The organism is Bradyrhizobium sp. dw_78 (genome assembly GCF_018449525.1).
In the GTDB taxonomy this organism is placed as follows: domain Bacteria; phylum Pseudomonadota; class Alphaproteobacteria; order Rhizobiales; family Xanthobacteraceae; genus Bradyrhizobium.
Genome location: NZ_JAAVUS010000004.1, coordinates 58,174 through 84,522 on the forward strand (window position 1 = coordinate 58,174; position 26,349 = coordinate 84,522).

A 26,349-nucleotide genomic window follows, 5' to 3' on the forward strand; every position below is an offset into this window, starting at 1 on the left:
TCGCCCGTTAACTCAACTTCCTAACGTGACTTCCATATCGGCGCGGTAGCCTTTTGCCTGCCAGGGAGGATATCTGCTTCTGGCGGCCTGGCCACGGCAGCGATCAGAGCGATGATGGCAACGGGAAACGCCTCAACCAACAGCAGGCCCACGCTTCGCAGCGGCCCGATCGGCTGGCTTATTTTTGTCGGCATCGTGCTGGTCGTCGCCATCATCGTTGGAACCGCCATGATCGTAGGTGCGTTCCGCGAACGTGCCCTCCATCGCGCCGAGCGGGAACTGGAAAACACGGTCCTGCTGCTCGCCCGTCACTTCGATCAGCAGCTCGAAGATTTCGTGGCCGTCCAAAAGGACCTTGTCGCTCAGATCCACCAGAGCGAATTGTCGTCACCGTCGCCGCTCAAGAATCTGGCGGCGACTCCTGAAATGCACCAGATCCTGGAAGCCAAAGTCAGCGGTCACTCCGACATCGACGGCGTCAATATTTTCGATGCGGACGGAACGCTGCTCAATTCGTCGGAGCGGTGGCCGGTTCCAAGCCTCAACATCGCCGATCGCCCCTTCCTCAAAGCCTTCCAATCCGGATCCGCGGCAACGCCGATTCTGGTCGAACTCGTTCGCGGCCGCTTCACTGGAGGATGGGCGACCGTCATTGCAGACGAAATAACCGGGGCACAGGATGAATTCATCGGAGTCGTCACGAGAGCGGTCACGCCCGCCCATTTCGAAAGATTCTTCAGATCGATGGAGCTTCCGGAAGGCTCCGCGATTTCTCTCTATCACAGCGACGGTACGCTGCTGGCCCGTTACCCGCATGTCGAGGCGATGATCGGAACGAAGTTCGACAACGCTCCGGTCCATCTTCAGATCCTGGCGACCTCCGACCACGGCACGATACGGTTGAAGAGCCCGATCGACGGCCTGGATCGGCTGGCTTCGACCCGCGTCCTGAACAAATTTCCGATTTCGGTGATTGCGACCACGACGGTATCCGCGGCGTTGGCCGACTGGCGGGAGCAGACCAGAATTCTGATCCTGGTGGCGTCGCTCTCCGTGTTGCTGATCTCCGGCCTGCTTTTCCTCGTCGTACGCAAACTGTCCCATCAACATCGGCTGGAAAAGCAGCGCCTCGACACCGCCGTGAACAACATCACGCAGGGCCTCGTCGTCTACGACGCAACCGCCCATGTCACCGTCTGCAACCGGCGCTATATCGAGATGTTCGGTTTGTCGACCGACGTGGTCAGGCCGGGCTGCTCCATGCGGGATCTGATCGCCCATCGCAAGCAGACCGGATCCTTCGACGGCGACGTTGACGAGTTCTGCAACTCGATCATCCACGACGTCTCGCTCGGAAAGATGACGCACCAGATCACCGAGGCGCCCGGAGGCAGGGCGATCCAGATCATCAACCAGCCGCTGGAAGCGGGCGGCTGGGTGGCCATGATCGAAGATGTCACCGAGCGCAAACAGGCCGAGGCGCGCATCACGCATCTGGCGCATTACGACGCGCTGACCGACCTGCCGAACCGCGCCCTGTTCCACGAGCGATTGCAGCAGAAGCTCGCGCAAATTCCGCAAGGCGAGCAATTGGCGGTGCTTTATATCGACATTGACGAATTCAAGAGCGTCAACGACACGCTCGGCCACCTGATCGGCGATGAATTGCTCAAATCGGTGGCGGTGAGCCTGAGCGGCTGCATCGGGGAGGACGACTTCGTCGCCCGGCTGGGAGGCGATGAATTCGCCGTCGTGAAAACCGCCGTCAAGAACGAGGCCGAGGTGGTCGATCTCGCGGCGCGCATTTTCGCTGCGATTCGCACGCCCTATGACTGTCTCGGTCATCAGGTCACCACCGACGCCAGCATCGGCATTGCCCTGGCTCCGCAGCATGGCGCCGATCTCCACCATATCCTGAAGAGTGCCGACCTTGCGATGTATGCCGCCAAATCGGCCGGCCGCCGGACTTACCGCTTCTTTGAGCCGGACATGGATGCGAGGGCCAGGGCACGGCGCCTGCTGGAACTGGATCTGCGCCAGGCGATATCGGACGGCGCGCTCGAGGTTTACTACCAGCCCTGCCTCGATCTCAAGGATGACAGGATCACCTGTTGCGAGGCCCTGCTGCGCTGGCGTCACCCCGAACGTGGCATGGTCCCGCCTGCCGAGTTCATCCCGATCGCCGAAGACACCGGCCTGATCGATCGGATCGGCGAATGGGTATTGACCACGGCCTGCATGGAAGCCGCCACATGGCCCGACGATATCAAACTTGCGGTCAATGTCTCGCCGGTTCAGTTCAAGAGCGGCACTCTGGCGCTGAAAGTCGTGGCCGCGCTGGCGGCGTCTAGCCTTGCGGCAAGCCGGCTCGAACTGGAGATTACCGAGGCGGTGCTCATTCGTGACGACGAGGCCGCGCTTGCCGTCCTGCACCAGCTTCGCGACATCGGAGTGCGGATCGCGCTGGACGATTTCGGCACCGGCTATTCCTCGCTGAGCTATCTACAGCGGTTTCCGTTCGACAAGATCAAGATCGACCGCTGCTTCATCACCGATATCGAACAGCCGGCGGGATCGTCCTGTATCGTGCAGGCGGTGGTGGTTATCGCCACCGCACGCGATATGACGACAACCGCCGAAGGCGTCGAGACCAGGCAGCAGCAACAGATCCTGCGCACGCTCGGCTGCTCGGAAATGCAGGGCTATCTGTTCAGCCCGCCGAGGCCGGCGGCGGAGATCAGGGAGCTGCTGTTCGTACACGCGAAGAAATCCCCCGCCCTGGAGCTCTCCCGGTCCTGATTAAATCAGAATCAAAGCTCTATCCTTGCGAACTGGAATCCATCCCGCCGTCCAAGTCTTGGGCAGGCTTCCGCTCGAAAACGCTTGTAGCCCGGACCCAGACGAAAACGGGACGGTCTCTCGACCGCCCCGTTTGAATTACGACTCCACTCGCCGCGAGATTATCAGTTCGGGACCGTCGTTTTGGGAGCTGGCGGCATATCCGCCTTGACGGTGACGCCGCGCAAGAGATCGTAGGCTGCGGCCAACGCCTTGTCGTTCTTCTCGTCCGGCGGAACATAGGCCTGCGAGCCGGTTTGCTCCGCGCCGTCGGCCGAGAGATGACCGCGCATCGAAGCCTCTCCCTTGGTGTCGGAACGGCCCTTTAACTCGTCGGGCACGTCCTGCAACACTTCGATATCCGGCGTGATGCCCTGCGCCTGGATCGAGCGGCCGGAGGGCGTGAAATAGCGCGCCGTGGTCAAGGCCAGCGCGCCGTTGCCGGTGCCCAACGGAATGATGGTTTGTACCGACCCCTTGCCGAACGAACGGGTCCCGATCAGCGTCGCGCGCTTGTGATCATGCAACGCGCCCGCCACGATCTCGGACGCCGACGCCGATCCGCCATTGATCAGCACGACGAGTTTCTTGCCCTTGGTGATGTCGCCGCCTTTCGCGGTATAGCGCTGGGTCTCGTCAGGGGTGCGGCCCCGCGTCGAAACGACCTCGCCGCGCGCCAGGAAGGTGCCCGATACATCGACGGCCTGATCGAGCAAGCCACCCGGATTGTTGCGCAGGTCGAGGACATAACCCGCCAGCTTGTCCTGCGGAATTTCCTTCGATACGTCGGCAATCGCCTTTTTCAGCCCGTCTTCGGTCTGTTCGTTGAACGAACTGACGCGGATATAGCCGATATCGCCGCCATCGGTGTGGAAGCTGACCGGCTTCACCTGGATGATCTCGCGCTCGAGCGAGACATCGATGGGCTGATCCACATTCTTGCGCTCGATCTTGAGCTTGGTGGAGGTGTGGACCGGTCCTTTCATCTTGTTCACGGCCTGCTCCAGGGTAAGGCCCTGAACCGCTTCGCCGTCGATATAGGTGATCAGGTCGCCCGACATGATACCGGCCCTCGCCGCCGGCGTACCGTCCATCGGCGAGACCACCTTGACCAGGCCGTCTTCCATCGTCACCTCGATGCCGAGCCCACCGAACTCGCCCTGGGTGGTCTCCTGCATGTCACGCCAGGACTGCTCGTTCATGTAGCGCGAATGCGGATCGAGCGACGTGACCATGCCATTGATCGCGCCCTCGACGAGCTTCCCATCGTCGGGCTTTTCGACATAGTCGGTCCTGATCCGCTCGAACACATCGCCGAGCAAGTTCAGTTGTGCGTAAGTGTCGGAGCCGGCCGCAGCCTTGGCGGCATTGATCCAAAACTCGCTCCTGGGCCCACTGACGAGAAGGGTGAGGCACGTACCCGCTAACGCGCCGAGGAAAAAGACGGAATTCTTGCGCATCGTTCGCGAACCTTCTCGTTGTCAGTTGCAGCCGACCGGGGCCGGATAAATTGGGTGAACTCGACCAATAACCTCACAACACCATTCTGGTGTCATTGAGGCTGGAACGCCCTCGCCGCGGAATATTTGATGTATTTGCGGCTTTAGCAGGGTGAAGCAACCACGATACACGCTCTCGTCCCCCGCCGCACAGCCGAAATCGTGCTTTATGTCGAATTTGTAATTGGCTGGTTCCGACCGCAAGCCGGTCACACGGCTGTCTCAATGACCGAAAGGGATTTTGCCGACAATTTGAGCACCGGCCGACCTCCGGGGTCGGCATCCTTCCCCCGGTAAACCGGACTGCGCGGCTCGATATCCCATGGGATAACGACGTTGAATCAGGACTCGTCTCCGCCGACTCCCGAACGATGCCCTCGCGCCGCCAGCCTCGACCGGCCGAAGCATCCGCAAAACCGACGACCGTCCTGCATGGAGCAGAACGAATCGTCCTCCTAGCGTGATCGCTCGCCTGGAGCCCGTCGATAGCTGCCATCACAATTTCGGGATGGCGCAAAGGTCACGGACACGATAGGGCAATTTCAACCGCCAACGCCAACAAACAAGCTTTTCCGGGAGAAAACCATGAACGAAACCACTCCGATCCGGCCGGTGAGGAACATCGAACTCGGCGCCAGTTCCGAGGAATTCCAGAACCTGCATGAATTGGTTCGCAAGGCCCGGGCCCGGCTCAACCAGAATGCATGGGACTATATCGTCGGTGCGACGGAGACCGAGACCACCCTGCGCCGCAATCGGATGGCGCTTGACGAGATCGCGTTCCGGCCCCGCGTGCTGCGCAATGTCACCGAGATCGACCCGTCGGTGGAACGATTCGGCCGCAAAATGCGCCTGCCGGTGATGTTGGCGCCGGTCGGGGCGCTGGAAATCTTCGATCCGGGCTCCGGTGCCAGCGTGGCGCGCGCCGCCGGAACATTCGGCGCGGCGCATATGCTGAGCTCGGTTTCCGACCCAGGCCTGGAAAAGGTCGCTGAGGCCGCGCCCGACGCCTTGCGCATGTATCAGCTCTATGTTCGCGGCGACGATGCCTTTGTCGAGGACTGCGTCAGCCGTACGATCAAGAACGGGTACAGCGCCTTCTGTCTCACGGTGGACACCGCCCACTACAGCCGCCGCGAGCGCGACATCGCCAAGCGCTATGTGCGCGAAAGCCGCTTGCGCTCCACCGGCGGCGACTTCCAGAAGGGGCTGGAATGGCGCACCGTGAAGCTGATCAAGGACAAGTTCAAGATTCCGCTGGTCATCAAGGGAGTCGCGACCGCGGAAGACGCCAGGATCGCGGTCGATCACGGGGTCGAATGGATCTACGTGTCCAATCACGGCGGACGCCAGCTCGATCACGGCCGCGGCTCGATGCATGTGCTGCCGGAGATCGCCACAGCCGTCGCCGGCCGCGCCAAGATCATGGTCGACGGCTCATTCTGCCGCGGCACCGATATCGTCAAGGCGATCATCATGGGCGCCGATCTCGTCGGCATCGGCCGCCTGCAATGCTGGGCGCTTGCCGCCGCAGGCGAGAGCGGCGTATTGCGGATGCTTGAGCTGCTTGAAGACGAAGTGATCCGCTGCCTCGGACTGCTCGGGGTGAAGAATTTCGCCGAACTCGACAAATCCTATCTGCATGCGGCGACGCCGGCCAGTCTACCGCACGTCTTCAGCGCCTTCCCGCTGTTGGAGATCGAGCCGTATCACTATTGAGGACGACGCTGCCTACGATGACCCTGCCCGCACTCGTTCCCGGCACCGCCGACGCACTTTTGTTCGATCTCGGACGTGTGGTCATCGATATTGACTTCAACAACACGCTGGCATGCTGGGCCGGGCACGCCGGTTGCGAGCCCGCCCGTCTCATCGACCGGTTTGCGCACGACGAAGCCTACAAGCGTCACGAGACCGGCGAGATCGGCGACGCCGAATTCTTTGCCGCGCTGCGGGCCTCGCTCGGCATCGGAATATCGGACGCCCAGTTTCTGGAAGGCTGGAACGCGATTTTCGCCGGCGAGATGCCGGGGATCGCCGCGCTGCTCGAACGCGCGGCAAAACGCCTGCCGCTTTACGCCTTCTCCAACACCAACCCTTCTCACGTCGCGCATTTCACCGGGGCCTACACCACCGTGCTCGGCCATTTCCGCGAAATCTTCCTGTCGTCCACGATCGGGCTTCGAAAACCTGACGCGGCCGCCTATGATCATGTGGTGAGAGCGATCGGCGTGCCGGCGGAGCGCATCGTCTTCTTCGACGATCTTGCCGAGAATATCGAGGGCGCGCGGGCGCGAGGCCTCCATGCTATTCAGGTGAGGTCGTCCGACGACGTGGCGCGCGCACTTGCCGCGCTCGATATCTGAGGTCGGGATTTGGGAGTGTTGCCGTGGCATTGATGCCGGTCGCCGATGCGTTGTCCGCGATCCTCGCGGGCGCTGAGCCGTTGCCTGAGGAAATGGTCGCGCTGGACGCGGCCTATCATCGCGTGCTCGCGCGCGACCTCGCGGCGTTGCGCACCCAGCCGCCGCAGGCGATGTCGGCGATGGACGGCTATGCGGTGCGTTCGGCTGACGCCGCGCAGGCGGGCACGCGGCTCGACGTGATCGGCGAAGTCGCGGCCGGACGTCCCTTCGATCGCGCGATTGGTCCGGGCGAGGCGGTCCGGATTTTTACCGGCGGCGTGATTCCTGAAGGCGCCGACGCCGTCGTCATCCAGGAGAATACCAGGGTGGAGGGCTCCCGCATCGCCATCACCGAGGCGGCGGCGCCGGGCCGGCATATCCGTCCCGCGGGTGTCGATTTCAACACCGGCGACATGCTGCTGCAGGGCGGTTCCCGCCTTACCGATCGCGATCTCTCGCTCGCGGCCGGCATGAACTATCCGGAGCTCGCCGTGTATCGCCGGCCGAAGGTCGCGGTGCTCGCCACCGGCGATGAACTGGTGATGCCGGGATCGCAGCCCGCTCCCGGGCAGATCGTCTATTCCAACGGCTATGCGCTGCGGGCGCTGGCCCGCGCCGAAGGCGCCGACACCATCGACCTCGGCATCGCCGCCGATACGCTCGAGGCCACCACGCAAGGTATCCGCCGCGCACGCGACAGCGGCGCCGATATTCTGGTCACCACCGGCGGCGCTTCCGTGGGCGACCATGATCTGGTCAAGCAATCGCTGGAGGCCGAAGGCGTCGAGATGGCGTTCTGGCGGATCGCGATGCGCCCGGGCAAACCGATGATGCATGGACGGCTCGGCGCCATGCGCGTGATCGGCCTGCCCGGCAATCCCGTGTCGTCCTATGTCTGCGGCTTCCTGTTTCTGGTGCCGTTGATTCGCAGCCTGTCCGGCCGATCGACCATCCATCACGCGATCGAAACCGCGGTACTGGGCCGCGACCTTCGCATCAACGATCAACGCGAAGACTATCTGCGCGCCCGCCTCGAGGAACGCCCCGACGGCGCGCTGATCGCAACGCCGGTCAATCATCAGGATAGTTCGCTGCTCGGAAATCTCGCGGCGGCAAAGGCCCTCGTGATACGTGCGCCGTTCGCAGCGGCCGCCACGGCCGGCTCTCCCTGCAACATCCTCCGGCTTCCGCTCTGAACCGAACTAAAAAAGCCTGCCGGCCGAAACCGATCGCGTTCACCGGAAATTAACTGGTTGCGGAACACATATCGAACATATAGTGTCCGTTCATGATTTGTTTCGAGTACGAATGTCTGCAAATGGGGGTTTGAACTCCCGATTGTCTGACTCGGATGTCTCGGAATCGAACGACGCCCATCAAGGGGGACTGCTCGAGATGCTCACACGCAAACAGTATGAACTTCTGCGTTTCATCAATGAACGGCTGAAAGAAGCTGGCGTACCGCCCTCCTTCGACGAGATGAAGGATGCACTGGACCTGCGTTCGAAGTCGGGCATCCACCGCCTTATCACCGCGCTGGAAGAGCGCGGCTTCATTCGCCGGCTGCCCAATCGCGCCCGCGCCATCGAGGTCATCAAGCTGCCGGAGCTTGCCGGCAATGGCGGCGGCAACCGCCGTGGCTTCACGCCCAGCGTCATCGAAGGCACGCTTGGCAAGGTTCGTAGCAGTGCCGGTTTCGAAAATGACGGCGAGCGTCCGGTCGCGGTGCCGGTGATGGGCCGCATCGCGGCGGGCACGCCGATCGAGGCGTTGCAGACTCGCAGCCACACCATCAGCGTGCCGCCGGACATGCTGGGTTCCGGCGAGCATTACGCGCTTGAGGTGCGCGGCGACTCGATGATCGATGCCGGCATCCTGGACGGCGACATGGCGCTGATCCAGCGCAACGAAACCGCTGATACCGGCGACATCGTGGTGGCGCTGATCGACGACGAGGAAGCAACGCTGAAGCGCTTCCGCCGCCGCGGCGCCTCGATCGCGCTTGAGCCCGCCAACACTTCCTACGAAGTTCGCATTCTGCCTCCGAACCGGGTGAAGATTCAGGGCAAGCTGATCGGTCTTTATCGGAAGTATTGACCAGCAGCGCTCCAACGTCGTGCAGCCGGTTCCGGTAGGGCAGCCGCTCAGTTATGCAAGAGTCTGATTATCCAGCCTTGGTTGATAGTCTTTCGCTCTTTCCTGCAATTATCAAACCCCTCCTCCGGGCCTAGCTCCTCGGCAGAAGACGCGAAGCTGATGGCTTCGCGATCTCGCCAACGAAAAGAGGAGAGCATGATGCGCAAGACTATTTTAACCACTCTGGGCGCCGCCTTGATTGCAGTGTCCACCGTCCAGGTCGCCGCGGCGGCTGCACAACATCGCCATACCGGCAAGGCAGAGCGCCCCGCGACGAGCGAGCAGTTTCGCAACGCCAACAACTCCGTCGCCCCATCAACTCAGTCGGGCTGGAGTTATAGCGGATACTCTGCGCCCGCCGGTCGCTGACAGGCTCTGGGCCGACAAAAGCCCCGGCGATTTCGCCGGGGCTTTTTTGTTCCCAAAAATCCACGGCCGTTGCTGAACATAATTGTGATTGTGCGCACCGGCTTCAGCCGCACAATTGCCTACAACCGGGCGGAGGTTTGGGGTCTAGTGTCTACTCTGATAGAGGCCTGCGCCTCTAGCGGGCGCGGGTTGGCTATCTCGAAAGAGGAGCAATCCCGATGTGTGACTATAGTCTGCACGCTGTGGCGTCGCGCCCCGCCCAGGTTGGAGAGACCTTGATCAGCACTACATTCCGCGGGACTTCGACGCGCGGTTTCGCGTCCGAAAGCGAGCCCGAAGTAGCGATCTGCATGCTACCCGGAACCGAGTTGGCGTTCACGGAAGACGTCAAATACGACAACAGGTGGATTTGGACAAAATCGGTCAAATTTAGAGTAGGGAAGTTCGGCGTCGTCGATCCGAACACCCCTCATCGCCATCACGATGCGATCGAATTTCCGGACGGCAGCCGGGTCATGGTCACGCAGCTCTGCGAAGGGCAGCGGGCGACCGTGCTGCAATTGCCGGTGGTTCACCGCACTGCTGAACCGGCGCAGCCCGTCGGCGCAAACACCGCAACCTCGGTCCCCATTGCCTGAAACGATCGGGGCCTGAAACCATCGGCGCTTCCCGCCGGCTTCGCGGCCGGCGGAAGCCTGATTACGGCGCCAGTGGATAGTACCTGCACCGAATCGCGGGAGTGGTTGTTTGTGGCTCATCGGGATGATGCGCGGGCGGACAACGCACGGGCAAAGGAACTGAATAATCTAAGGCTGGCGCTGGCGACATTCGCCTTGCAGCTCGAAGCTTTCGAAATGCGCGTGAGCGCGGCATCCCTTGCAACATCTCTTGGCGTGGAGAGGGAGGGTCTGCCTCCCGACGGCGCCGTCGGGCCGCCGAAGGAGACGATGATTGGTCGTCAATAAAGTCACCTGGCAACAAGTCGGGCGCGTGATGGAGCCGGGCCGATACATCTTCAAATTCGGCTGGCTCACCGTCACGGCGGAAGACCTCGCGGTCTGGAAGCGATTCCCCACCGCTGCGTTTACGCTGGTCAGGACGCCGGCGATGGGAGCCGACGAAGCCGACGAGGAACTGCATCTCGGCGCCTTCGAGGTGCGCGAACAATCCTCGGCAGAGTCCTCGACCGGCGAGAGGTGACGAGATGCGGCGCTCTCCGCCCATGGCGGACAGCAGCGCTGTCGCCTGAACGGGCTTATTCGTCCGCCTGCAAGTCGTCCGGCGGCGTCGCATCGACGGCGCGCGGAACGGCGGGCCGCAGGAAACCCGGCTCGGCCTCGGCGTCGCTGGCCGCTCGCGGCGACCATGGCCGGTCGAAACCTTTTGGCCTGACGGCTTCGATCGAAAATCCATCTCCCGTCCGTCGCAGCGCCATTGTCCCCTGCCCCCGCAAATGTTCGAGATCGATCGACGGCGCCGCGCATCCGGCTGGCGGCTGGTTCTGCGTCACGATCAACGCAGCCCGGTCGCAATCGTCATCCAGCGCCTCGGGCCGCAGCGCCAGCGAAACCAGCGCGCCGCCGGTCATCGACGTTACGCAACCCGCTTCGTCGCATGAAACGCTATTTGCAAGCGACGGATCCGCAGGATCGCGTGCGTCGGCATCGGCGGCGAGCCATTCCTTGATCAGAAACGCATCCTTGGCGCTTCGCATCAGATGCAACTGACCGTCCTTGCCGCGGACGGCGACATTGTGTCCGTCACCGGAGATCAGGACGTCCGGCTGGTGAACCACCAGCGCCCAAACCGTCGCAAGCAACAACACGATGGCGCCCGACCAGCGCAGCGGCGTCCGCAACAGCCCCAGCAGAACGATCCCGAGGGTGGCGACGGCTAGCGGCCCGATGCCGAACGCCGCCATCCGCCCGATAGCGCCCGGAAGCCGGGCGACCCATTCGGTCACCGCAATCATCCAGTCGATGCCAAGCCCCATCAGCCACCAGAACACGCCGTCCAGCCCGAACGGCATCGCCAGAAGCCCGAGCAGGCCCGCCGGCATCACCAGCGCCGAGACCACCGGCATCGCCGCCAGATTGGCCAGCACGCCATAGGGCGTTACCCGGTGGAAATGGAAGGCGGCATAGGGCGTGGTCGCCAGGCCTGCGAAAAACGACGCCAGCATCAACGTCATCAGTTCCCGCCCGCCCCACAGCGCCACCTTGGCGGCTATTGAGTGGTCCGGCGAGGCAAACATGCGCGGCATCCCGATCTGCACCAGCGCCACCAGGCCCAGCGTCGCCGCGAACGACATCTGGAAACTCGGATGCACCAGCGCTTCCGGCGCAAGCGCCAGCACGATCATCGCCGCGACCGCCAGCGTCCGGAACGTCACGGCGCGGCGGTCCACCATCACGGCAATCAGCACCACTGCGGTCATGAAAAACGAGCGCTGGGTCGCGACCTCCGCACCGGACAGCAGGAGATAAAACGTCGCCGCGGCCAGCGCCGCAGCCGCCGCCCATTTCTTGATGGGGAAGCCTGCCGTCAGCACGGGGAACAGCGCCAGCAGCGCGCGGACGGTGAAGAACACCACGCCGGCCACCACCGCCATGTGATAGCCCGATATCGAGAGCACATGTCCGAGACCGGAAATGAACATCGCATCGTTGACGGGCGTCGTGATCGCATCGCGCCGGCCGGTCAGAAGCGCGGTGGCGATCGAACGCTTGTCGCCGTCGAGCGTGGTCCGGATGCGGGCGTCGATCGCATCGCGCAAGCCTTGCATGAAGGCCGCGTAACGCAACGATAGCCCGCCGCTGGCCGGCGGCTCCACGGTCTTGATGGCGCCCATGACAAAACCGGAAGCGCCGATGCCCTGGAAAAACATGTCACGGGCGAAGTCGTAGCTGCCCGGCCGCAACGGCGCGAGCGGTGGCTGCAACCGCGCTTTTAATTCGACAAAACTTCCGACCTCGGGCGCGGTACCTTTCCGCACCGACAGACGAACCCGCTCCAGCTTTATCGATGAGCGCGGCGCGTCCATCTGCGTGACCCGCAGCACGAAGCGGTCGGTACGCTCGCGGATGTCGCGCGTCTCGACGAACCCGGCCAACTGCACCGAATAGATCGGCCGCGCGAGCACCCTGTGGGCAATCCAGGCCGTCCTCCAAGTCGCCGTAGCGAAGCCCGCGGCCATCGCCGCGATCATCACAGCGACAGGAAACAGCTTACGCCGCCGCAGCAGGAACGCCGCCGTGCCCAGCACGCCTGCGGCAATGGCGGTAACCCATCGCACCGGCTCATGATCGGCGGTGAAATAAAATGCGATCCCGACCCCGAACGCGACCGGCACCCAGGGCAGCAATCGCCCCGCGCCCGCTTCCGCCGCGGTCCACTGGCGCAGCGTCACGATGATGGATGACCCTACGCCGAGGCCCGATGGCGCGAAGCCGCCCGCGCGCGTCGCGCCGACTGCCGGCCAGGTTCCCGCATAACCTTGCGACCGGCCTGGAGCCCTGCCCCGCTCTGCCATCCCACACGCCTTACGATCCGTCCGGCGCCGATGCTACCGCAAGATTTTGCCGGACGAATAGCGGAACGGATACAGAATCATGCTTAAGCTGCCGGTCTCCGCCAGCCTTCCGCGCCGACCTCCAGGACCCGTTTTCAAGCCCCGTTTTCCAGGGCCCATTTTCGTGACCGGCCTCGAACTCAGACAGCTTCGTAACGATCTAGGTAACGCGAGCGCTCTCTCGCCGACATGGCCAGGCTCCGCGGTCTTGCGCCGGACGATGGCGACACCATCCGCCGATGGGAGATCTCCGGTGCGGCCGGACTGCTTCGCATCATGGCGATGGCAAGCGAGCGTTATCCGATCCTTGAAAATTTCAACGTGTTCGACCGATTCGACGTCCCCGTCGAGGAAAGGCCGGCGCGCCGCGAACAACTTCATCGGCGACCACCGACGGTTATCCACATATCCACTACATATGCGCGACGCAGCACGCTTGCCGATTGCGCGCCGCCGGATGTTGCGAGACAATTTCTAATGCACGGGTCGAGTGCGCTGGGACGCGGACAATGAGTAATAACTCGGACGCGGGCTTTGATTACGACCGCTATCGCAAATTGCTCGCCGAAGCCAACGACGAAGCCAAGCGGCTTGATTTCATCAATCTATTGATCAACGAAAAGGCCAGGGACAGACTGGCGCGGCAATCGCTTCGCGCGACTCTCGTCAATATGGGAATCATGACGACGCCGAGAGTCGGTTAATCCAAATTACCAAGCGAACCGGACGGTGCATGAAATCGGCACCTTTACGGGTCGCGCTAAAAATTTTTATGGGGGGATAAATAACATGCGGATTTTTAGAATTGCCGCGCTTGTCCTCGCCATGGCAACGATCGCGTTGCCGGCACTTGCTCAGCAGACCGACCAGCACACCACCACTATCCGCGCAGGCTGACGGCAAAATATATCGAGAAGCGCGAGCGGTTCAGCCTTTGGCGACTTCCTTTGCGAACGTATCGCGCAAGCCGATGGTACGGTTGAACACCGGACGGTCCGGCGTCGAGTCGGAATCACGAACGAAATAACCCTGCCGCTCGAACTGCATCGGCTCGGCCGAATTGGCCTCCGCAATTGCAGGCTCGATCCGCGCATCGGAAAGAATCTCAAGCGATTGCGGGTTGAGGTCGGCGGCAAAATTGGCCGCATCCGGGGTCGGATTGACGAAAAGCTGGTTGTAGATGCGGATTTCGGCAGGCTTCGACTGCGCCACCGGAAGCCAGTGCATGGTCGCCTTGACCTTGCGGCCATCCGGCGCGTTGCCGCCCTTGGTCGCGGGATCGTAGGTGCAGCGCAACTCGGTCACCTCGCCCGCGGCGTTCTTGATGATGCCGATGCACTTGATGAAATAGGCGTAGCGCAGCCGTACTTCCGTGCCCGGAGAGAGGCGGAAGAATTTCTTCGGCGGATTTTCCATGAAATCGTCGCGCTCGATATAAAGTTCGCGCCCGAAGGCGATGCGCCGCGTGCCTGCGGCCGGATCGTCCGGATGATTGATCGCCTCGATCTCCTCGCTTGCGCTTTCCGGATAATTCTCGATCACCACCTTGAGCGGCCGCAGCACCGCCATGCGCCGCGGAGCGGTCCGGTTGAGATATTCGCGGATCGAGAATTCGAGCATGCCGACATCGACCACGCTGTTGGCCTTGGCGACCCCGATGCGCTTGATGAAATCGCGGACCGCGGCCGGCGGCACGCCGCGACGCTTCAATCCAGCGATCGTCGGCATCCGCGGATCGTCCCAGGCGGCGACATGGCCGTCGCGCACGAGCTGGGTCAGCACCCGCTTCGACAACAGCGTGTAGGTCAGATTGAGCCGCGCGAATTCGTACTGGCGCGGCTTCGATGGCACCGGCAGCTTGTCGAGCAGCCATTCATAGAGCGGCCGGTGATCCTCGAATTCCAGCGTGCAAATCGAATGCGTCACGCCCTCGATCGCATCCGACTGCCCGTGGGCGTAATCGTAGCTCGGATAGATCGACCATTTCGTTCCGGTGCGCGGATGGTGGGCGTGCAGGATGCGATAGAGCACGGGATCGCGCAGATTGATGTTGCCCGAGGCCATGTCGATCCTGGCGCGCAGCACGCAGGCGCCGTTCGGGAACTCGCCTGCTTTCATGCGGCGAAACAGGTCGAGATTCTCCTCCACCGGGCGATCGCGAAATGGGCTGTTCCTGCCCGGCTCCGTCAAGGTGCCACGGTTGAGGCGGATTTCCTCCTGCGACTGGTCATCGACATAGGCGAGGCCCGAACGAATCAGGCTCTCCGCCCATTCGTAGAGCCGATCGAAATAATCCGATGCGTAAAAGAGATTGGGTCCCCAATCGTAACCGAGCCACCTGACATCGGCCTGGATCGAGTCGATATATTCCTGCTCTTCCCTGGTCGGATTGGTGTCGTCAAAGCGCAGGTTGCATTGTCCGGAGAATTCCTGCGCGATGCCGAAATTCAGCGCGATCGACTTGGCGTGGCCGATGTGCAGATAGCCGTTCGGTTCCGGCGGAAACCGGGTCACGATGTGCTTGTGCTTGTGCGAATCGAGATCGGCCTGGACGATATCGCGAATGAAATCGCGGCCTGTCTCTGTCGCTGCCGGTTCTGCCGTCATTCCTGTTTCCTGTGCGGGTCAGCCGCCCTTCTGCCAAATTCATCCCGGACAGCCAAGCCCGCTTGTTGACGGGATGCCGCCGAACTGGCCGCCGAGCCGGGGTTTTGGTGAGGCTTTAGTTATGTACCGTTCCTGCTATACACCACCGCGCTCCCAGCGCATGCCCTCTTGTCCGTGACCGCTACGATAATGACCAGTCCCGTCGTCACCCGATTTGCCCCCTCGCCGACCGGCTTCCTCCATATCGGAGGCGCCCGCACCGCGCTGTTCAATTGGCTTTACGCGCGCAAGCATGGCGGCAGGATGCTGCTGCGGATCGAGGACACCGACCGGCAGCGCTCGACCAAAGAGGCGATCGACGCCATCCTGGACGGGCTGAAATGGCTCGGCCTCAACTGGGACGGCGAGGTCATTTACCAGTTCAGCCGGGCTGCGCGCCACCGCGAGGCCGCCGAGCAACTGCTCGCCAGCGGCAAGGCCTATCGCTGCTACGCGAGCACGGAGGAACTCACGGCGATGCGTGAGAAGGCCCGCGCCGAGGGACGTACCCGCCTCTATGACGGCTCCTGGCGCGACCGCGACCCGTCGGAGGCGCCGCCCGGAATGGCCCCGACCATCCGCCTCAAGGCGCCCCAGACCGGCGAAACCGTGATCGAGGATCAGGTTCAGGGCCGTGTGGTCTGGCAGAACGAGAACCTCGATGATCTCGTGTTGCTGCGTGGCGACGGCACGCCAACCTACATGCTCGCGGTGGTGGTCGACGACCACGACATGGACGTGACGCATATCATCCGCGGCGACGACCACCTGATCAACGCCGCGCGCCAGAAGCAGATCTACGATGCGCTGGGCTGGGACGTGCCGAACATGTCCCATATTCCCTTGATCCACGGCCCCGACGGCTCGAAACTCTCAAAACGCCACGGGGCGCTGGGGGTGGATGCCTACCGCGCAATGGGATACCTGCCGGCGGCGCTGCGCAATTATCTGGTCCGGCTCGGCTGGAGCCATGGCGATCAGGAGATATTCTCGACGCAAGAAATGATCGACGCCTTCGACCTGTCAGGCGTCGGGCGCTCGGCCGCACGGTTCGATTTCGCCAAGCTGGAGAACCTCAACGGCCACTATATCCGACACGCCGACGATCAATCTCTTGTGACCATGTTCGAGGACCTACTCAACTATGTGCCGGGCGGCGCCGATCTCAAGGCGAAGCTCAACGATACCACACGCGCCCAATTGCTGAAGGCGATGCCGAGCCTCAAGGAGCGCGCCAAGACGCTGATCGAGCTGATCGACGGCTCGCATTTTATCTTTGCCGACAGGCCGCTGGAGATCGAACCGAAGGCGCAGGCGCTGCTGACGCCGGAAAGCCGCGCGCTGATCGGCCAGCTTCGCACGGCGCTGGAAACGGCTATCCCCTGGACGGCGGAAACCACCGAGGCCGCGGTGCGCGGCTTTGCCGAACGAAACAACCTCAAACTAGGCGCGGTCGCGCAACCGCTTCGGGTGGCACTGACCGGGCGCACCACCTCGCCTGGGATATTCGAAGTCCTGGCCGTGCTGGGATGCCAGGAATGCCTCGCCCGGCTCGAGGATCAGGCGGCCGCCTGAGGGGCCGGCCCCCCTCCAGGGTCGATCTTGCAGTGCATAAAGCAATACGCTACCCATTTTGACCGGCGCTTCTAGACAATCCGGCCTGCCGCGCCATCTTCCTGTAGAATAAGCAGGATCAGCGCGGCCCCTCACAACGATCTCATCGGGGAATTCACGATGGACGCAAAATCCAGCACTAAAACCGCAACACTAACGGTTGGCAACAAGACCTACGATTTTCCCATCCTCAGCGGGACGGTTGGGCCCGATGTCATCGACATCGCCAAGCTCTACGGCCAGGCCGGCATGTTCACCTATGATCCCGGCTTTACCTCGACCGGGAGCTGCCAGTCCAAGATCACCTACATCGACGGTGACGCCGGCATCCTTGAATACCGTGGCTATCCAATCGAGCAACTCGCCGAACACGGCGACTTCCTCGAGACCTGTTATCTCCTGCTGTACGGCGAACTGCCGACCAAGGCGCAGAAACAGGATTTCGACAATCTGGTGATCCATCACACCATGGTTCACGAGCAGATGGCTCGCTTCTTCCAGGGCTTCCGCCGCGACGCGCACCCGATGGCGATCATGGTGGCCGCAGTCGGCGCGCTAGCCGCGTTCTACCACGACTCCACCGACATCAACGACCCGAAGCAACGCAATATCGCCTCGATCAGGATGATCGCGAAGATCCCGACGCTGGCGGCGATGGCCTATAAATACACCATCGGCCAGCCCTTCATCTATCCGAAGAACTCGCTCAAATTCGCCGAGAACTTCCTGCACATGTGCTTCGCGGTCCCGTGCGAGGAGTACAAGGCCAATCCCGTGCTCGCCGACGCGCTGGACAAGATCTTCATCCTGCATGCCGATCACGAGCAGAACGCATCGACCTCCACGGTCCGCATCGCCGGCTCCTCCGGCGCCAATCCGTTCGCCTGCATCGCCGCCGGCATCGCCTGCCTGTGGGGACCGGCGCACGGCGGCGCCAATGAAGCCGCGCTGGCCATGCTGGCCTCGATCGGGACCGTCGACAAGATTCCGGAATTCATCGCCAAGGTGAAAGACAAGAACAGCGAAGTCCGCCTGATGGGCTTCGGCCATCGCGTCTACAAGAATTACGATCCACGCGCCAAGATCATGCAGAAGATGTGTCATGCCGTGCTCGCCGAGACCGGCCACGGCGACGATCCGATGCTGAAGGTGGCGATGGAACTGGAAAAGATCGCACTCAGCGATCAGTATTTCATCGACCGCAAGCTTTACCCGAATGTCGACTTCTATTCGGGCATCACGCTGAAGGCGATGGGATTCCCGACCTCGATGTTTACCGTGCTGTTTGCGGTTGCGCGCACCGTTGGCTGGATCAGTCAGTGGAGCGAGATGATCGAGGATCCGCAGCAGAAAATCGGCCGTCCGCGCCAGCTCTATACCGGCGTCGCGCGCCGCGACTACATCCCGACCGACAAGCGGAAATAAGCAAGCTTCCTTTACCAAACTTCTTGGAAGCCGGATGCGATCATCGCGTCCGGCTTTCGAGTTTTAGGCATCAATTGGCGCGGCGAGATTCACGCAACATCGCCAGCACGATATCGGCGGCGCGAACGCTCGGCGGCTGGTCACCGGTCGACATGATCGTATCAAGCCGTGCAAAGGCTTCGGTCTGCCGGAGCCTTTGCGGCGAATCCGCAAGGATCTCGTACAGTGCCGGAACCAGTTTCTCCGGCGTGCAGTCCTCCTGGAGGAACTCCGGCACGACATTCTCGCCGACCACGAGATTGGCGAGGATGACCGAACTGACCCGGACCACCCGGCGCACAATCCACGCCTCGACGCTGCCGCCCTTGTACACCGCGACCATCGGCACGCCGGCCAGCGCCAGTTCGAGCGTCACCGTGCCCGATTTGACCAGGGCCGCGCGCGCGATCCGGAAAGCCGCCCGCTTCTCCTGTTCGCCCACGATGACGCGCGGCTGCACCGGCCAGTTCTTGACGCCCTCCCGGACAGCATCCTGCAAATGCGGCATGGTGGGCAGGATGGCTTCAAACGGCGTATGCTGTGCGCTCAGCCGTCCCAGCGTCTCGCCAAAGACCGGCAAGTGGTGCCTGATTTCGCTGCGGCGGCTTCCCGGCAGCACCAGGAGCACGGGCGGAGCCTGATCGCGACGCTTTTGCTCGTCAATCCCCGGCCGCAGGACGCCGATCTGCTCGACCAGGGGATGGCCGACATAACTACAGGGCGGCCCATGAAGCCTGCGGTAGGTTTCCGGCTCGAACGGCAGCAAGCAAAGCACATGATCGATATAGCGGCGCATCGCGCGGGCGCGGCCGGGTCGCCAAGCCCACACCGTCGGGGAGACGTAGTCGACGATCGGGATCGCGGCATTGCGGGCGCGAACGCGCCTGGCCACCCGGTGGGTGAAATCGGGACTGTCGATGATCACGAGGATGTCGGGCGAGGCTTCTATCGCCGCATCGGCGGTCTGGCGGATCAGACGCAATATCTTCGGTAATTGTTTGACGACCGCAGCCAGGCCCACGATCGATAATTCCTCGATCGCAAACCGCGACGACAGCCCTTCCTGCGCCATCGCGCGGCCGCCGACGCCTTCGAACCGGACGGCATCGCCGAGGCGCTGGCGCAGCACCCTCATCAGGTTGGCGCCAAGCCGGTCTCCCGATTCCTCCGTCGCGATCAGGAACACCTTCCGCGTGACGCCCTCGATGGCACGCGCCGGCATCACGCGGGCAAACCGGTCACGAAAACCCGAGCGGCGTCCGCCGTCTCGATCACCGCCTGAGGTTCGGCCACAATGGTGTTACCGGCAACGATCGCAATCCCGGCAAGCCCGGCGGCTATAGCGCCCTCGACGGTCCGCGGCCCCATCGTCGGGAGATCGAAGCGCAAATCCTGCCCGCTTTTGGGCGCCTTCACCAGCACGCCTCGTCCGGCCTTGGCCCGGATACGACGCTCCGCGCGCAGCCGCGCCACGCGCGCGAGCAGCCCGTCGGTGCCCTCGATGTCCTCCACCCCGACCACGTGACCATCGATCACGACCACGGCCTGGCCGATGTCATAGGGGCCGAGCGCCTTCAGCACCTCGCGCCCCCGCGCGATATCGGCGACGGCGCTTCCGTCCGGCGCCGCGCGGGTCAGACAGCCGTCGGGCATCAGGAGATCGGGGGCAACGTCCCTGATTCCCACCATGCGAAAACCATCCCGCTCGAGAATGCCGCCGATGCCGGACAGGAGATGATCGTCTCCTCCGCGGAAAGCCGCCAGCACGCGGGGAATGATGCGAAGCGTGCCCCAATCGAGACGGACTTCAGATAGCGCGGGGCGTACCAGCGTGCCGATGAAGACAAGATCGCGGCAATTCTCCGCGCGAAACAGGCTCACCGCCCTGCCATACTGGCCGACCGATATCCAATGGTGGCGAAAGCGTTCTACCCGCACCGGATCGCAGGCTCCGCGCAGCGCGAACAGAACCGGGTTGACGCCGTGAGCGACGAGCGAGTCCGCGACCGCGAACGGCATCGCGCCTCCCCCTGCAACCAGACCGATCGGCGACGAAATTTCCAAAGCCTTGTCGGTCATGGCTCCGGCCGTCCCCTCCGTCAATTCCGGTTGCCGTCGTCGGCGGGCATGCACAGCGCCCGATGCTTGGCCTCGCCGATGAAGGCCAGAATCTGTGCGATCGCGGGATCCTCAGCCGCCAAAGGCTGTACCGCGGCCAACCGCTCCGCGAAAATCCCCGGCCCGTGAAACAGCTTTTGATAGAACGAACGCACCGCCGCGAGCCGTTCGCGTGTGAATTTGCGCCGCTTCATGCCGATGATGTTGAGACCTTCGAGGCTGGCATATTGACCATTGGCGAGGCCGAACGGAATCACGTCGCCGCGCACGCCGCAAACGCCGCCGATCATCACCTGCGGTCCGATCCGCGTAAACTGATGCACCGCCGACAATCCGCCGATGAAAACGAAATCACCGATCTCGCAATGACCGCCCAATGTGGCGGATGTCGCGAAGATCACGTCGTTGCCGACATGGCAGTCGTGGCCGACATGACTGCAATTCATGAAATAGCCGCGGTCGCCGACGCGGGTAATGCCGCCGCCGGCAACGGTACCGGCATTCATGGTCACGGATTCCCGGATCGTGCAGCCGGCGCCGACCTCCAGTTTCGTCAGTTCACCGCGATAGCTCAGCGATTGCGGCGGCGTTCCCAGCGAGGCGAACGGATAGATCGTGCAACCGTCGCCGATCGTGGTCTGCGCGGTGATGTGGACATGGGCGATCAGCTTGCAGTTAGCGCCGATCACGACGTTGGGACCGATGATGCAATAGGGGCCGACGGAGGTGCCCTCGCCGATCACAGCGCCATCTTCGATCCGCGCAGTGGGGTCGATCATGCTCATCGAACAGTCCCGTGCCAGCCAAACTCGTTGGTTACGAATGTATCAGGGTTTTCCGCTGGTTAACGCGGGACAACGGCACTGTCCAGTGACGTCTGATGACCCCGTATTTCAGCGGTCCGGACGCAGCCCATATACAAGTCCGGTCGCGGTCATTGAGAGGAAGCCGGCGCCGGATAAATGCGATGCGCGCCCGGCGGCCGGGCAAGCAACCGCCTCCCCGTCAGTCGGTCAGCATCGCGCCCACATCGGCTTCCGCGACGACAACGCCGTTGACCTTGGCGTCGCCGTGAAACCACCACATGTCCCTGCGCTTGCCGATCTTGCGCATGTGATATTCGATGGTCGAGCCGGGCAGCACCGGCTTGCGGAATTTGCATTTATCGATCGTGAGAAAATAGACCGCCCTCGGCTTCTCGGTGCCTTGGACCGAGAGGATGCCGATGACGCCGGCGGTCTGCGCCATCGCCTCGATCATCATCACACCCGGATAGACCGGACGGTCCGGAAAGTGTCCCGGAAACACAGGTTCGTTGAACGTGACGTTCTTGACACCAATGCCGCTGAAATCGCTTCGGATATTGATGACCCGATCGATCAGCAGCATCGGATAGCGATGCGGCAGGGTGGCGAGGATTTTGTTGATATCAACATCCTCAAAAATGACCGACGCCTCCTCCATCACTCCCTTTCCTCACCCTTCGGATCGGCCGCACGGCTACGAAGGAGGTTGATTCCGACCTCGGTCACCGGCGCGGCATTGTCGCCAATCGTCAGATTGTCCGCGAAGCGCGGCTGAGCCGCCAGCAGACAATGCCCACCGATAGGCACATTGTGGCTGATTTGACACGGCTTGTCGATTTGAGTGCCGACGCCCTCGAACAAAGCCAGAGCCTGTCGTCCGGTATACGGCGCAACCGTCAGAGCCAGCGCGGCCAGATCAACCTGCGCCGGCCACGACAGATGTTTAAACGCTGCCGGTCGCGCCATCCCAGCCGCCTGGCCCGCCCCGAGCACTAACTCAGAACGAGGTACCACCGCCGAACTTGAACTCCTGGACGACGTCGTACTTGCCCTTGGTGATCGGCACCGCGTAGTCGAAGCGCAGCGGACCGAACGGCGAAGCCCAGATCAAGCCGACACCGACCGATGAACGAATAACATTGCCATCATCAAACGACATCGCGCATTTGCAGGGGTTGCCGTTGACCAGACCGTTGACTTCACCGGTAGCGGCCCATGACGTCGGCCCCTGATAATCCCACAGCGATCCGGCGTCGGCATAAACCGCGCCCTTAAGACCGACTTCCTTCGGCAGGAACCAGAACGGCATCTGGAGTTCGAACGACGCTCCCCAGTATTTGGTGCCGCCGAGCGCATCGCCCGTTTGCGTATAGGGGTAGAAGGTCAGATCGCGCGGGCCGATACCGTTAGGTGCAAAGCCGCGGACCAGATTCGGTCCCATCTGGAAATTATCGAGCATACGCAGCTGATTATTGCCGACCTGATTGAGCATGCCGCTCTGGACGTGAACCAACCCGACGATGTCGGCAACCAGCGGCGTGTAGTATTTCGCGTCGACCATCGACTTCAGGTAGCTGACGTCACCACCAACACCGGCAAAATCCTGCTTGAAATCGACCAGCAAACCGTCGGTCGGATTCTTGTTGTTATCGAGGGTGTTGTAGTCGAGCGAATAGCCCAGCGCCGAAACCCATTCCGCACCGTTTTGCAGTTCCTGCCGAACCGGCAGCGACGATTCGCCGTCAGCCAAACAGCCCGGCAAGAAACCGGCCTGGGAATTGCCGGTGGGATCGACGCCATTCAAGACTTGGCTGATGTAAGCCGGCGTTGGCAGGAACGTCGAACTGCTCGGGTTCAGGTTGTTACAATTGTCGAGCTGGAACGGCAGCGTGATCTGCTGCTGATACAGCGAGTAGCGAAGCTGCAACGACAAATCCTCGCGCAGAGCAAATCCGAGCCGGGGAGAGAAACCGATCGTCTTGGTGCCATACGAAATATAGTCGTTTGCGAGCTGTTCACGGTAGTACACGTCAAGCCCAGCCGCGACGCGATAATCCAGCAGATAGGGCTCGACAAAGGACAGTGAGACGCCACGCGCATACTCGCCGTATGTGACCGATGCTTTCGCATAAAGACCGCGGCCCAGGAAGTTACGTTCCGAAATGCTGACCTCGGCGAGCGCGCCATCGGTGGTCGAGTAGCCACCCGACACCGAGAAGTCACCGGTGGATTTCTCCTCCAGATCGACATCGAGAACGATGCGATCGCTGGAAGATCCAGGCTCGGTCGTGATCTTCACGGTCTTGAAGAAATCGAGGTTCTTCAGGCGGCGCTCGGCGCGATCGACCAGCGCGCGGTTGTAGGCGTCGCCCTCCGCGATATCGAATTCACGGCGGATCACATAGTCGCGGGTGCGGGTGTTGCCACGGACGTTGATGCGCTCGATGTAAACGCGTGGACCTTCGTCGATAGCAAACGTGATGGAAACGGTGTGCGCATCGAAATTGCGGTCACCGCGCGGACGCACAACCGCAAAGGCATAACCGCGGCGCGACGCCTCGATCTGCATTTCCTCGACGGACTTTTCCAGCGCCTCGGCGTCGTACAGCGAGCCGACATAAACACGGGAGAAATTGGACAGTGTATTTCCGTCAAGCGTCGGAATGCTGGACTGATAATTGATCGAGGCGACCCGGTATTGCTGGCCCTCCTCGATCTTGAACGTAACCAAAAAGCCCTTTTTGTCCGGATCGTATTCGGTCAGCGCGGCCACCACCTGCACGTCGGCAAAGCCGTGCTTCAGATAGTAACGGCGAATCAGGTCGCGGTCGGCTTCGATCCGGTCCGGGTCATACACGTCATTACTGCCGAGAAAACTCAGCCAGTTCGATTCGCGCGTCTTGATGATGTCCTTGAGGCGATAGGACGAATAAACCTTGTTGCCGACGAACTCGATCGACCGGACGCCGGTTTTCACACCTTCGGTGATCTCGAAGACAAGATCGACACGATTGTTCGGCTGTTCGATGATTTGAGGATCGACGCGGACGTCATAACGGCCGGCATGCCGGTAGATTTCGGCGATGCGCTGGGCGTCGGATTGCACCATCGGACGCGACAGCGTTCCGCGCGGCTTGGACTGAACCTCGCCCGAGAGCTGCTCGTCCTTGATCTTCTTGTTACCTTCGAAGGCGACCCGGTTGATGACGGGATTTTCGACCACGACCACAACCAGATGGCCGCCCGCCGCCGGATTGATCTTCACATCCTGGAACAGGCCGGTCTCGATCAGGGCTTTCAGACCGTCATCGATCGCCGCCTGGTCGAGACGCCCCCCGGGGCCCGCCTTGAAATAGGAACGAATGGTCTCAATCTCGACGCGCCGGTTGCCCTGGACTTCGATCGAGTCAACCGTCTGGGCGGCAGCGGCCGTTGGCACAAGCATGGCCGCGAGAGAGGCGGCGACCGGCGTGGCGAACAGAACCAGGGCGGCAAACAGACCACCCCGCACTCGCATTCCAACATTCATGCGCCACGCGCCCTTGTCATTCCAAGGTCGACCCACACCCCCGTGAATCGACAGATTCCCATTTGTAGTCCCGCTTGTAGACAATTTCACCCCGCCGGCAAACGTCCGATTGCGCTGCAATTTCATTTTCGTTCCAAGACGTTGCCTATCGGCCACGCCAGGCATCACGACGCGGCCAGATGCAGAATGTCGTTATAGGTGGCGAACACCATCAGCATAAGCACCAACCCCAGCCCGATTCGGAACCCCATTTCCTGCGCCCGATCCGACAGCGGACGACCCCGAACCGCTTCGAAGGCATAGAACAAAAGATGCCCGCCATCGAGCAACGGCACGGGAAACAGGTTGAGCAGCCCGATCGAAATCGAGAGCATCGCGGCGAGCTGAATCAAGGCAGCCAGGCCGATGGTCGCGACCTGACCCGAGATCTGCGCGATCCGCAGCGGTCCGCCGACCTGATCGGCGGCCTCACGACCGGTAAAGACCCCGCCGATATAGGCCAGCGTGCGTTCGATCACGAACCAGGTTTCCTTGACACCGAGCCACACGGCGGTAGCCGGGTTCACGCGCTCGGTGGTGACATCGCCGGGCGATGTCGCACGCGTGATTCCGAGCACGCCCATCCGATGGACGTTCCCGAACGGATCCTTCACCTCCTTGAGTTCCGGCGTTCCCTGCAATTGCACGGTCGAATCGCCGCGCTTGACCGTGAATGCCAGCGGGTCGCCGGCATTGATGCCGACAATCCGCTGCATGTCGGAGAAGCTCTCGATGGTCTCACCATTGATCGCCGTCACGACGTCGCCGACCTGGAAGCCGGCCGCCGCCGCGGCGCTGCCGACCTCGATCTTGTCGACGCGCGCCGAGGTGCTCGGCTTGCCGAAGAACGTGAACATGCCAGCAAAGATCAGGATCGCGAGCACGAAATTGGCAATCGGACCGGCGGCGACGATAGCGGCCCGCGGTCCGACCTTCTTGTGATGGAAGCTTCCCGCACGCTCCTCTGCGGTCATGCCGGCGAGCAGGACGGAAGACGGCGTGGAGGCCTCGGTTTCGTCGCCGAAAAACTTGACATAACCGCCAAGCGGCACAGCCGAAATCTTCCAGCGGGTGCCATGACGGTCGTTGAAACCAACGAGTTCCGGCCCAAAGCCCAGCGAGAAAGTTAACACCTTCACGCCGGCCCAGCGGGCAACCAGGAAATGCCCGAGCTCATGAAAGAAAACGACAATGGTGAGGACGAACAGGAAGGGGATCGCGTACCCCATGAGCAGATGGCTCAACGTATTGAAACTATGCAGAAAAAACTCTGACATACAATTCCCCTCGCCCCGAGCCGAAAGCTCCGCCCCAA

General features: G+C 62.1%; 20 protein-coding genes and 1 pseudogene. 11 read left to right on the plus strand and 10 right to left on the minus strand.

Annotation, left to right across the window (positions count from 1 at the left end):
* Positions 1-114 precede the first annotated feature (114 nt).
* Positions 115-2,799 carry an EAL domain-containing protein gene (locus HB630_RS12105; protein ID WP_213772900.1) on the plus strand — a complete coding sequence of 895 codons (2,685 nt, stop codon included), beginning with the start codon at positions 115-117 and terminating at the stop codon, positions 2,797-2,799.
* Between the two features lie 164 nt (positions 2,800-2,963).
* On the opposite strand, the gene HB630_RS12110 is transcribed toward HB630_RS12105, so the two are convergent.
* A complete protein-coding gene (locus HB630_RS12110; protein WP_213772496.1) occupies positions 2,964-4,298 on the minus strand; it encodes a S41 family peptidase in 1,335 nt (444 codons plus the stop codon).
* A 624-nt stretch (positions 4,299-4,922) separates the two neighbouring features.
* Between HB630_RS12110 and HB630_RS12115 the strand changes: the two genes are divergently transcribed.
* The 7 genes from HB630_RS12115 (at position 4,923) to HB630_RS12145 (ending at position 10,447) form a co-directional block, all read left to right on the plus strand.
* A complete protein-coding gene (locus HB630_RS12115; RefSeq protein ID WP_213772497.1) occupies positions 4,923-6,056 on the plus strand; it encodes an alpha-hydroxy acid oxidase in 1,134 nt (377 codons plus the stop codon).
* Positions 6,057-6,073: 17 nt separating this feature from the next.
* The gene (locus HB630_RS12120) at positions 6,074-6,703 is read left to right on the plus strand and encodes an HAD family phosphatase (protein WP_213772498.1); all 630 of its coding nucleotides are present in this window, start codon (positions 6,074-6,076) and stop codon (positions 6,701-6,703) included.
* 23 nt (positions 6,704-6,726) lie between these two features.
* The gene (glp, locus tag HB630_RS12125; protein WP_213772499.1) at positions 6,727-7,938 is read left to right on the plus strand and encodes a gephyrin-like molybdotransferase Glp; all 1,212 of its coding nucleotides are present in this window, start codon (positions 6,727-6,729) and stop codon (positions 7,936-7,938) included.
* 199 nt (positions 7,939-8,137) lie between these two features.
* On the plus strand, positions 8,138-8,839 hold the full coding sequence (gene lexA / locus HB630_RS12130; RefSeq protein WP_213772500.1) for a transcriptional repressor LexA: 702 nt from the start codon (positions 8,138-8,140) through the stop codon (positions 8,837-8,839).
* Between the two features lie 195 nt (positions 8,840-9,034).
* The gene (locus HB630_RS12135) at positions 9,035-9,247 is read left to right on the plus strand and encodes a hypothetical protein (protein WP_249780826.1); all 213 of its coding nucleotides are present in this window, start codon (positions 9,035-9,037) and stop codon (positions 9,245-9,247) included.
* A gap of 218 nt (positions 9,248-9,465) precedes the next feature.
* Entirely contained in the window at positions 9,466-9,885 is a 420-nt protein-coding gene (locus tag HB630_RS12140; protein ID WP_213772501.1) for a hypothetical protein, read from the plus strand.
* Positions 9,886-10,240: 355 nt separating this feature from the next.
* Positions 10,241-10,447 carry a hypothetical protein gene (locus HB630_RS12145; protein WP_213772902.1) on the plus strand — a complete coding sequence of 69 codons (207 nt, stop codon included), beginning with the start codon at positions 10,241-10,243 and terminating at the stop codon, positions 10,445-10,447.
* 55 nt (positions 10,448-10,502) lie between these two features.
* Here the strand turns inward: HB630_RS12145 and HB630_RS12150 are convergent, their stop codons facing one another.
* Positions 10,503-12,779: a ComEC/Rec2 family competence protein gene (locus HB630_RS12150; RefSeq protein WP_213772502.1), complete on the minus strand. Its 2,277-nt coding sequence runs from the start codon at positions 12,777-12,779 to the stop codon at positions 10,503-10,505.
* Positions 12,780-13,327: 548 nt separating this feature from the next.
* Here HB630_RS12150 and HB630_RS12155 point away from each other — a divergent pair.
* The gene (locus tag HB630_RS12155; protein WP_213772503.1) at positions 13,328-13,522 is read left to right on the plus strand and encodes a hypothetical protein; all 195 of its coding nucleotides are present in this window, start codon (positions 13,328-13,330) and stop codon (positions 13,520-13,522) included.
* A gap of 223 nt (positions 13,523-13,745) precedes the next feature.
* On the opposite strand, the gene HB630_RS12160 is transcribed toward HB630_RS12155, so the two are convergent.
* Complete coding sequence (locus tag HB630_RS12160) at positions 13,746-15,425, minus strand: glutamine--tRNA ligase/YqeY domain fusion protein (protein ID WP_213772504.1); 1,680 nt, start codon at positions 15,423-15,425, stop codon at positions 13,746-13,748.
* A 189-nt stretch (positions 15,426-15,614) separates the two neighbouring features.
* Here HB630_RS12160 and gltX point away from each other — a divergent pair, with 189 nt between their 5' ends.
* A complete protein-coding gene (gene gltX / locus HB630_RS12165) occupies positions 15,615-17,039 on the plus strand; it encodes a glutamate--tRNA ligase (protein ID WP_213772505.1) in 1,425 nt (474 codons plus the stop codon).
* A 159-nt stretch (positions 17,040-17,198) separates the two neighbouring features.
* Positions 17,199-18,503: a citrate synthase gene (gene gltA / locus HB630_RS12170; RefSeq protein ID WP_213772506.1), complete on the plus strand. Its 1,305-nt coding sequence runs from the start codon at positions 17,199-17,201 to the stop codon at positions 18,501-18,503.
* A 70-nt stretch (positions 18,504-18,573) separates the two neighbouring features.
* Here the strand turns inward: gltA and lpxB are convergent, their stop codons facing one another.
* The 7 genes and pseudogenes from lpxB to rseP form a co-directional block, all read right to left on the minus strand.
* Positions 18,574-19,764, minus strand: coding sequence for a lipid-A-disaccharide synthase (gene lpxB / locus HB630_RS12175; RefSeq protein ID WP_213772903.1), 1,191 nt, complete (start codon positions 19,762-19,764; stop codon positions 18,574-18,576).
* Positions 19,764-20,621 carry a UDP-2,3-diacylglucosamine diphosphatase LpxI gene (lpxI, locus tag HB630_RS12180; RefSeq protein ID WP_213772507.1) on the minus strand — a complete coding sequence of 286 codons (858 nt, stop codon included), beginning with the start codon at positions 20,619-20,621 and terminating at the stop codon, positions 19,764-19,766. Before lpxI ends, lpxB begins: the two co-directional genes overlap by 1 nt.
* A 20-nt stretch (positions 20,622-20,641) precedes the next feature.
* Entirely contained in the window at positions 20,642-21,445 is an 804-nt protein-coding gene (gene lpxA / locus HB630_RS12185) for an acyl-ACP--UDP-N-acetylglucosamine O-acyltransferase (protein ID WP_213772508.1), read from the minus strand.
* A 220-nt stretch (positions 21,446-21,665) separates the two neighbouring features.
* The gene (gene fabZ / locus HB630_RS12190) at positions 21,666-22,124 is read right to left on the minus strand and encodes a 3-hydroxyacyl-ACP dehydratase FabZ (protein WP_213772509.1); all 459 of its coding nucleotides are present in this window, start codon (positions 22,122-22,124) and stop codon (positions 21,666-21,668) included.
* Positions 22,124-22,318 (minus strand): annotated as a pseudogene (locus HB630_RS28355) (hypothetical protein); the annotation flags it as partial. The gene fabZ and the pseudogene HB630_RS28355, both read right to left, overlap by 1 nt.
* A 145-nt stretch (positions 22,319-22,463) precedes the next feature.
* Positions 22,464-24,995: an outer membrane protein assembly factor BamA gene (gene bamA, locus HB630_RS12200; protein WP_213772511.1), complete on the minus strand. Its 2,532-nt coding sequence runs from the start codon at positions 24,993-24,995 to the stop codon at positions 22,464-22,466.
* 164 nt (positions 24,996-25,159) lie between these two features.
* Complete coding sequence (gene rseP, locus HB630_RS12205; protein ID WP_213772512.1) at positions 25,160-26,311, minus strand: RIP metalloprotease RseP; 1,152 nt, start codon at positions 26,309-26,311, stop codon at positions 25,160-25,162.
* Positions 26,312-26,349: the final 38 nt, after the last annotated feature.

Coding starts and splice junctions, on each gene's coding strand:
- HB630_RS12105 (WP_213772900.1), top strand. CDS start 115: ATGGCAACGGGAAACGCCTCAACCAACAGCAGGCCCACGCTTCGCAGC.
- HB630_RS12110 (WP_213772496.1), bottom strand. CDS start 4,298: ATGCGCAAGAATTCCGTCTTTTTCCTCGGCGCGTTAGCGGGTACGTGC.
- HB630_RS12115 (WP_213772497.1), top strand. CDS start 4,923: ATGAACGAAACCACTCCGATCCGGCCGGTGAGGAACATCGAACTCGGC.
- HB630_RS12120 (WP_213772498.1), top strand. CDS start 6,074: ATGACCCTGCCCGCACTCGTTCCCGGCACCGCCGACGCACTTTTGTTC.
- lexA (WP_213772500.1), top strand. CDS start 8,138: ATGCTCACACGCAAACAGTATGAACTTCTGCGTTTCATCAATGAACGG.
- HB630_RS12135 (WP_249780826.1), top strand. CDS start 9,035: ATGATGCGCAAGACTATTTTAACCACTCTGGGCGCCGCCTTGATTGCA.
- HB630_RS12140 (WP_213772501.1), top strand. CDS start 9,466: ATGTGTGACTATAGTCTGCACGCTGTGGCGTCGCGCCCCGCCCAGGTT.
- HB630_RS12145 (WP_213772902.1), top strand. CDS start 10,241: ATGGAGCCGGGCCGATACATCTTCAAATTCGGCTGGCTCACCGTCACG.
- HB630_RS12150 (WP_213772502.1), bottom strand. CDS start 12,779: ATGGCAGAGCGGGGCAGGGCTCCAGGCCGGTCGCAAGGTTATGCGGGA.
- HB630_RS12155 (WP_213772503.1), top strand. CDS start 13,328: ATGAGTAATAACTCGGACGCGGGCTTTGATTACGACCGCTATCGCAAA.
- HB630_RS12160 (WP_213772504.1), bottom strand. CDS start 15,425: ATGACGGCAGAACCGGCAGCGACAGAGACAGGCCGCGATTTCATTCGC.
- gltX (WP_213772505.1), top strand. CDS start 15,615: ATGACCAGTCCCGTCGTCACCCGATTTGCCCCCTCGCCGACCGGCTTC.
- gltA (WP_213772506.1), top strand. CDS start 17,199: ATGGACGCAAAATCCAGCACTAAAACCGCAACACTAACGGTTGGCAAC.
- lpxB (WP_213772903.1), bottom strand. CDS start 19,764: ATGCCGGCGCGTGCCATCGAGGGCGTCACGCGGAAGGTGTTCCTGATC.
- lpxI (WP_213772507.1), bottom strand. CDS start 20,621: ATGACCGACAAGGCTTTGGAAATTTCGTCGCCGATCGGTCTGGTTGCA.
- lpxA (WP_213772508.1), bottom strand. CDS start 21,445: ATGAGCATGATCGACCCCACTGCGCGGATCGAAGATGGCGCTGTGATC.
- fabZ (WP_213772509.1), bottom strand. CDS start 22,124: ATGGAGGAGGCGTCGGTCATTTTTGAGGATGTTGATATCAACAAAATC.
- bamA (WP_213772511.1), bottom strand. CDS start 24,995: ATGAATGTTGGAATGCGAGTGCGGGGTGGTCTGTTTGCCGCCCTGGTT.
- rseP (WP_213772512.1), bottom strand. CDS start 26,311: ATGTCAGAGTTTTTTCTGCATAGTTTCAATACGTTGAGCCATCTGCTC.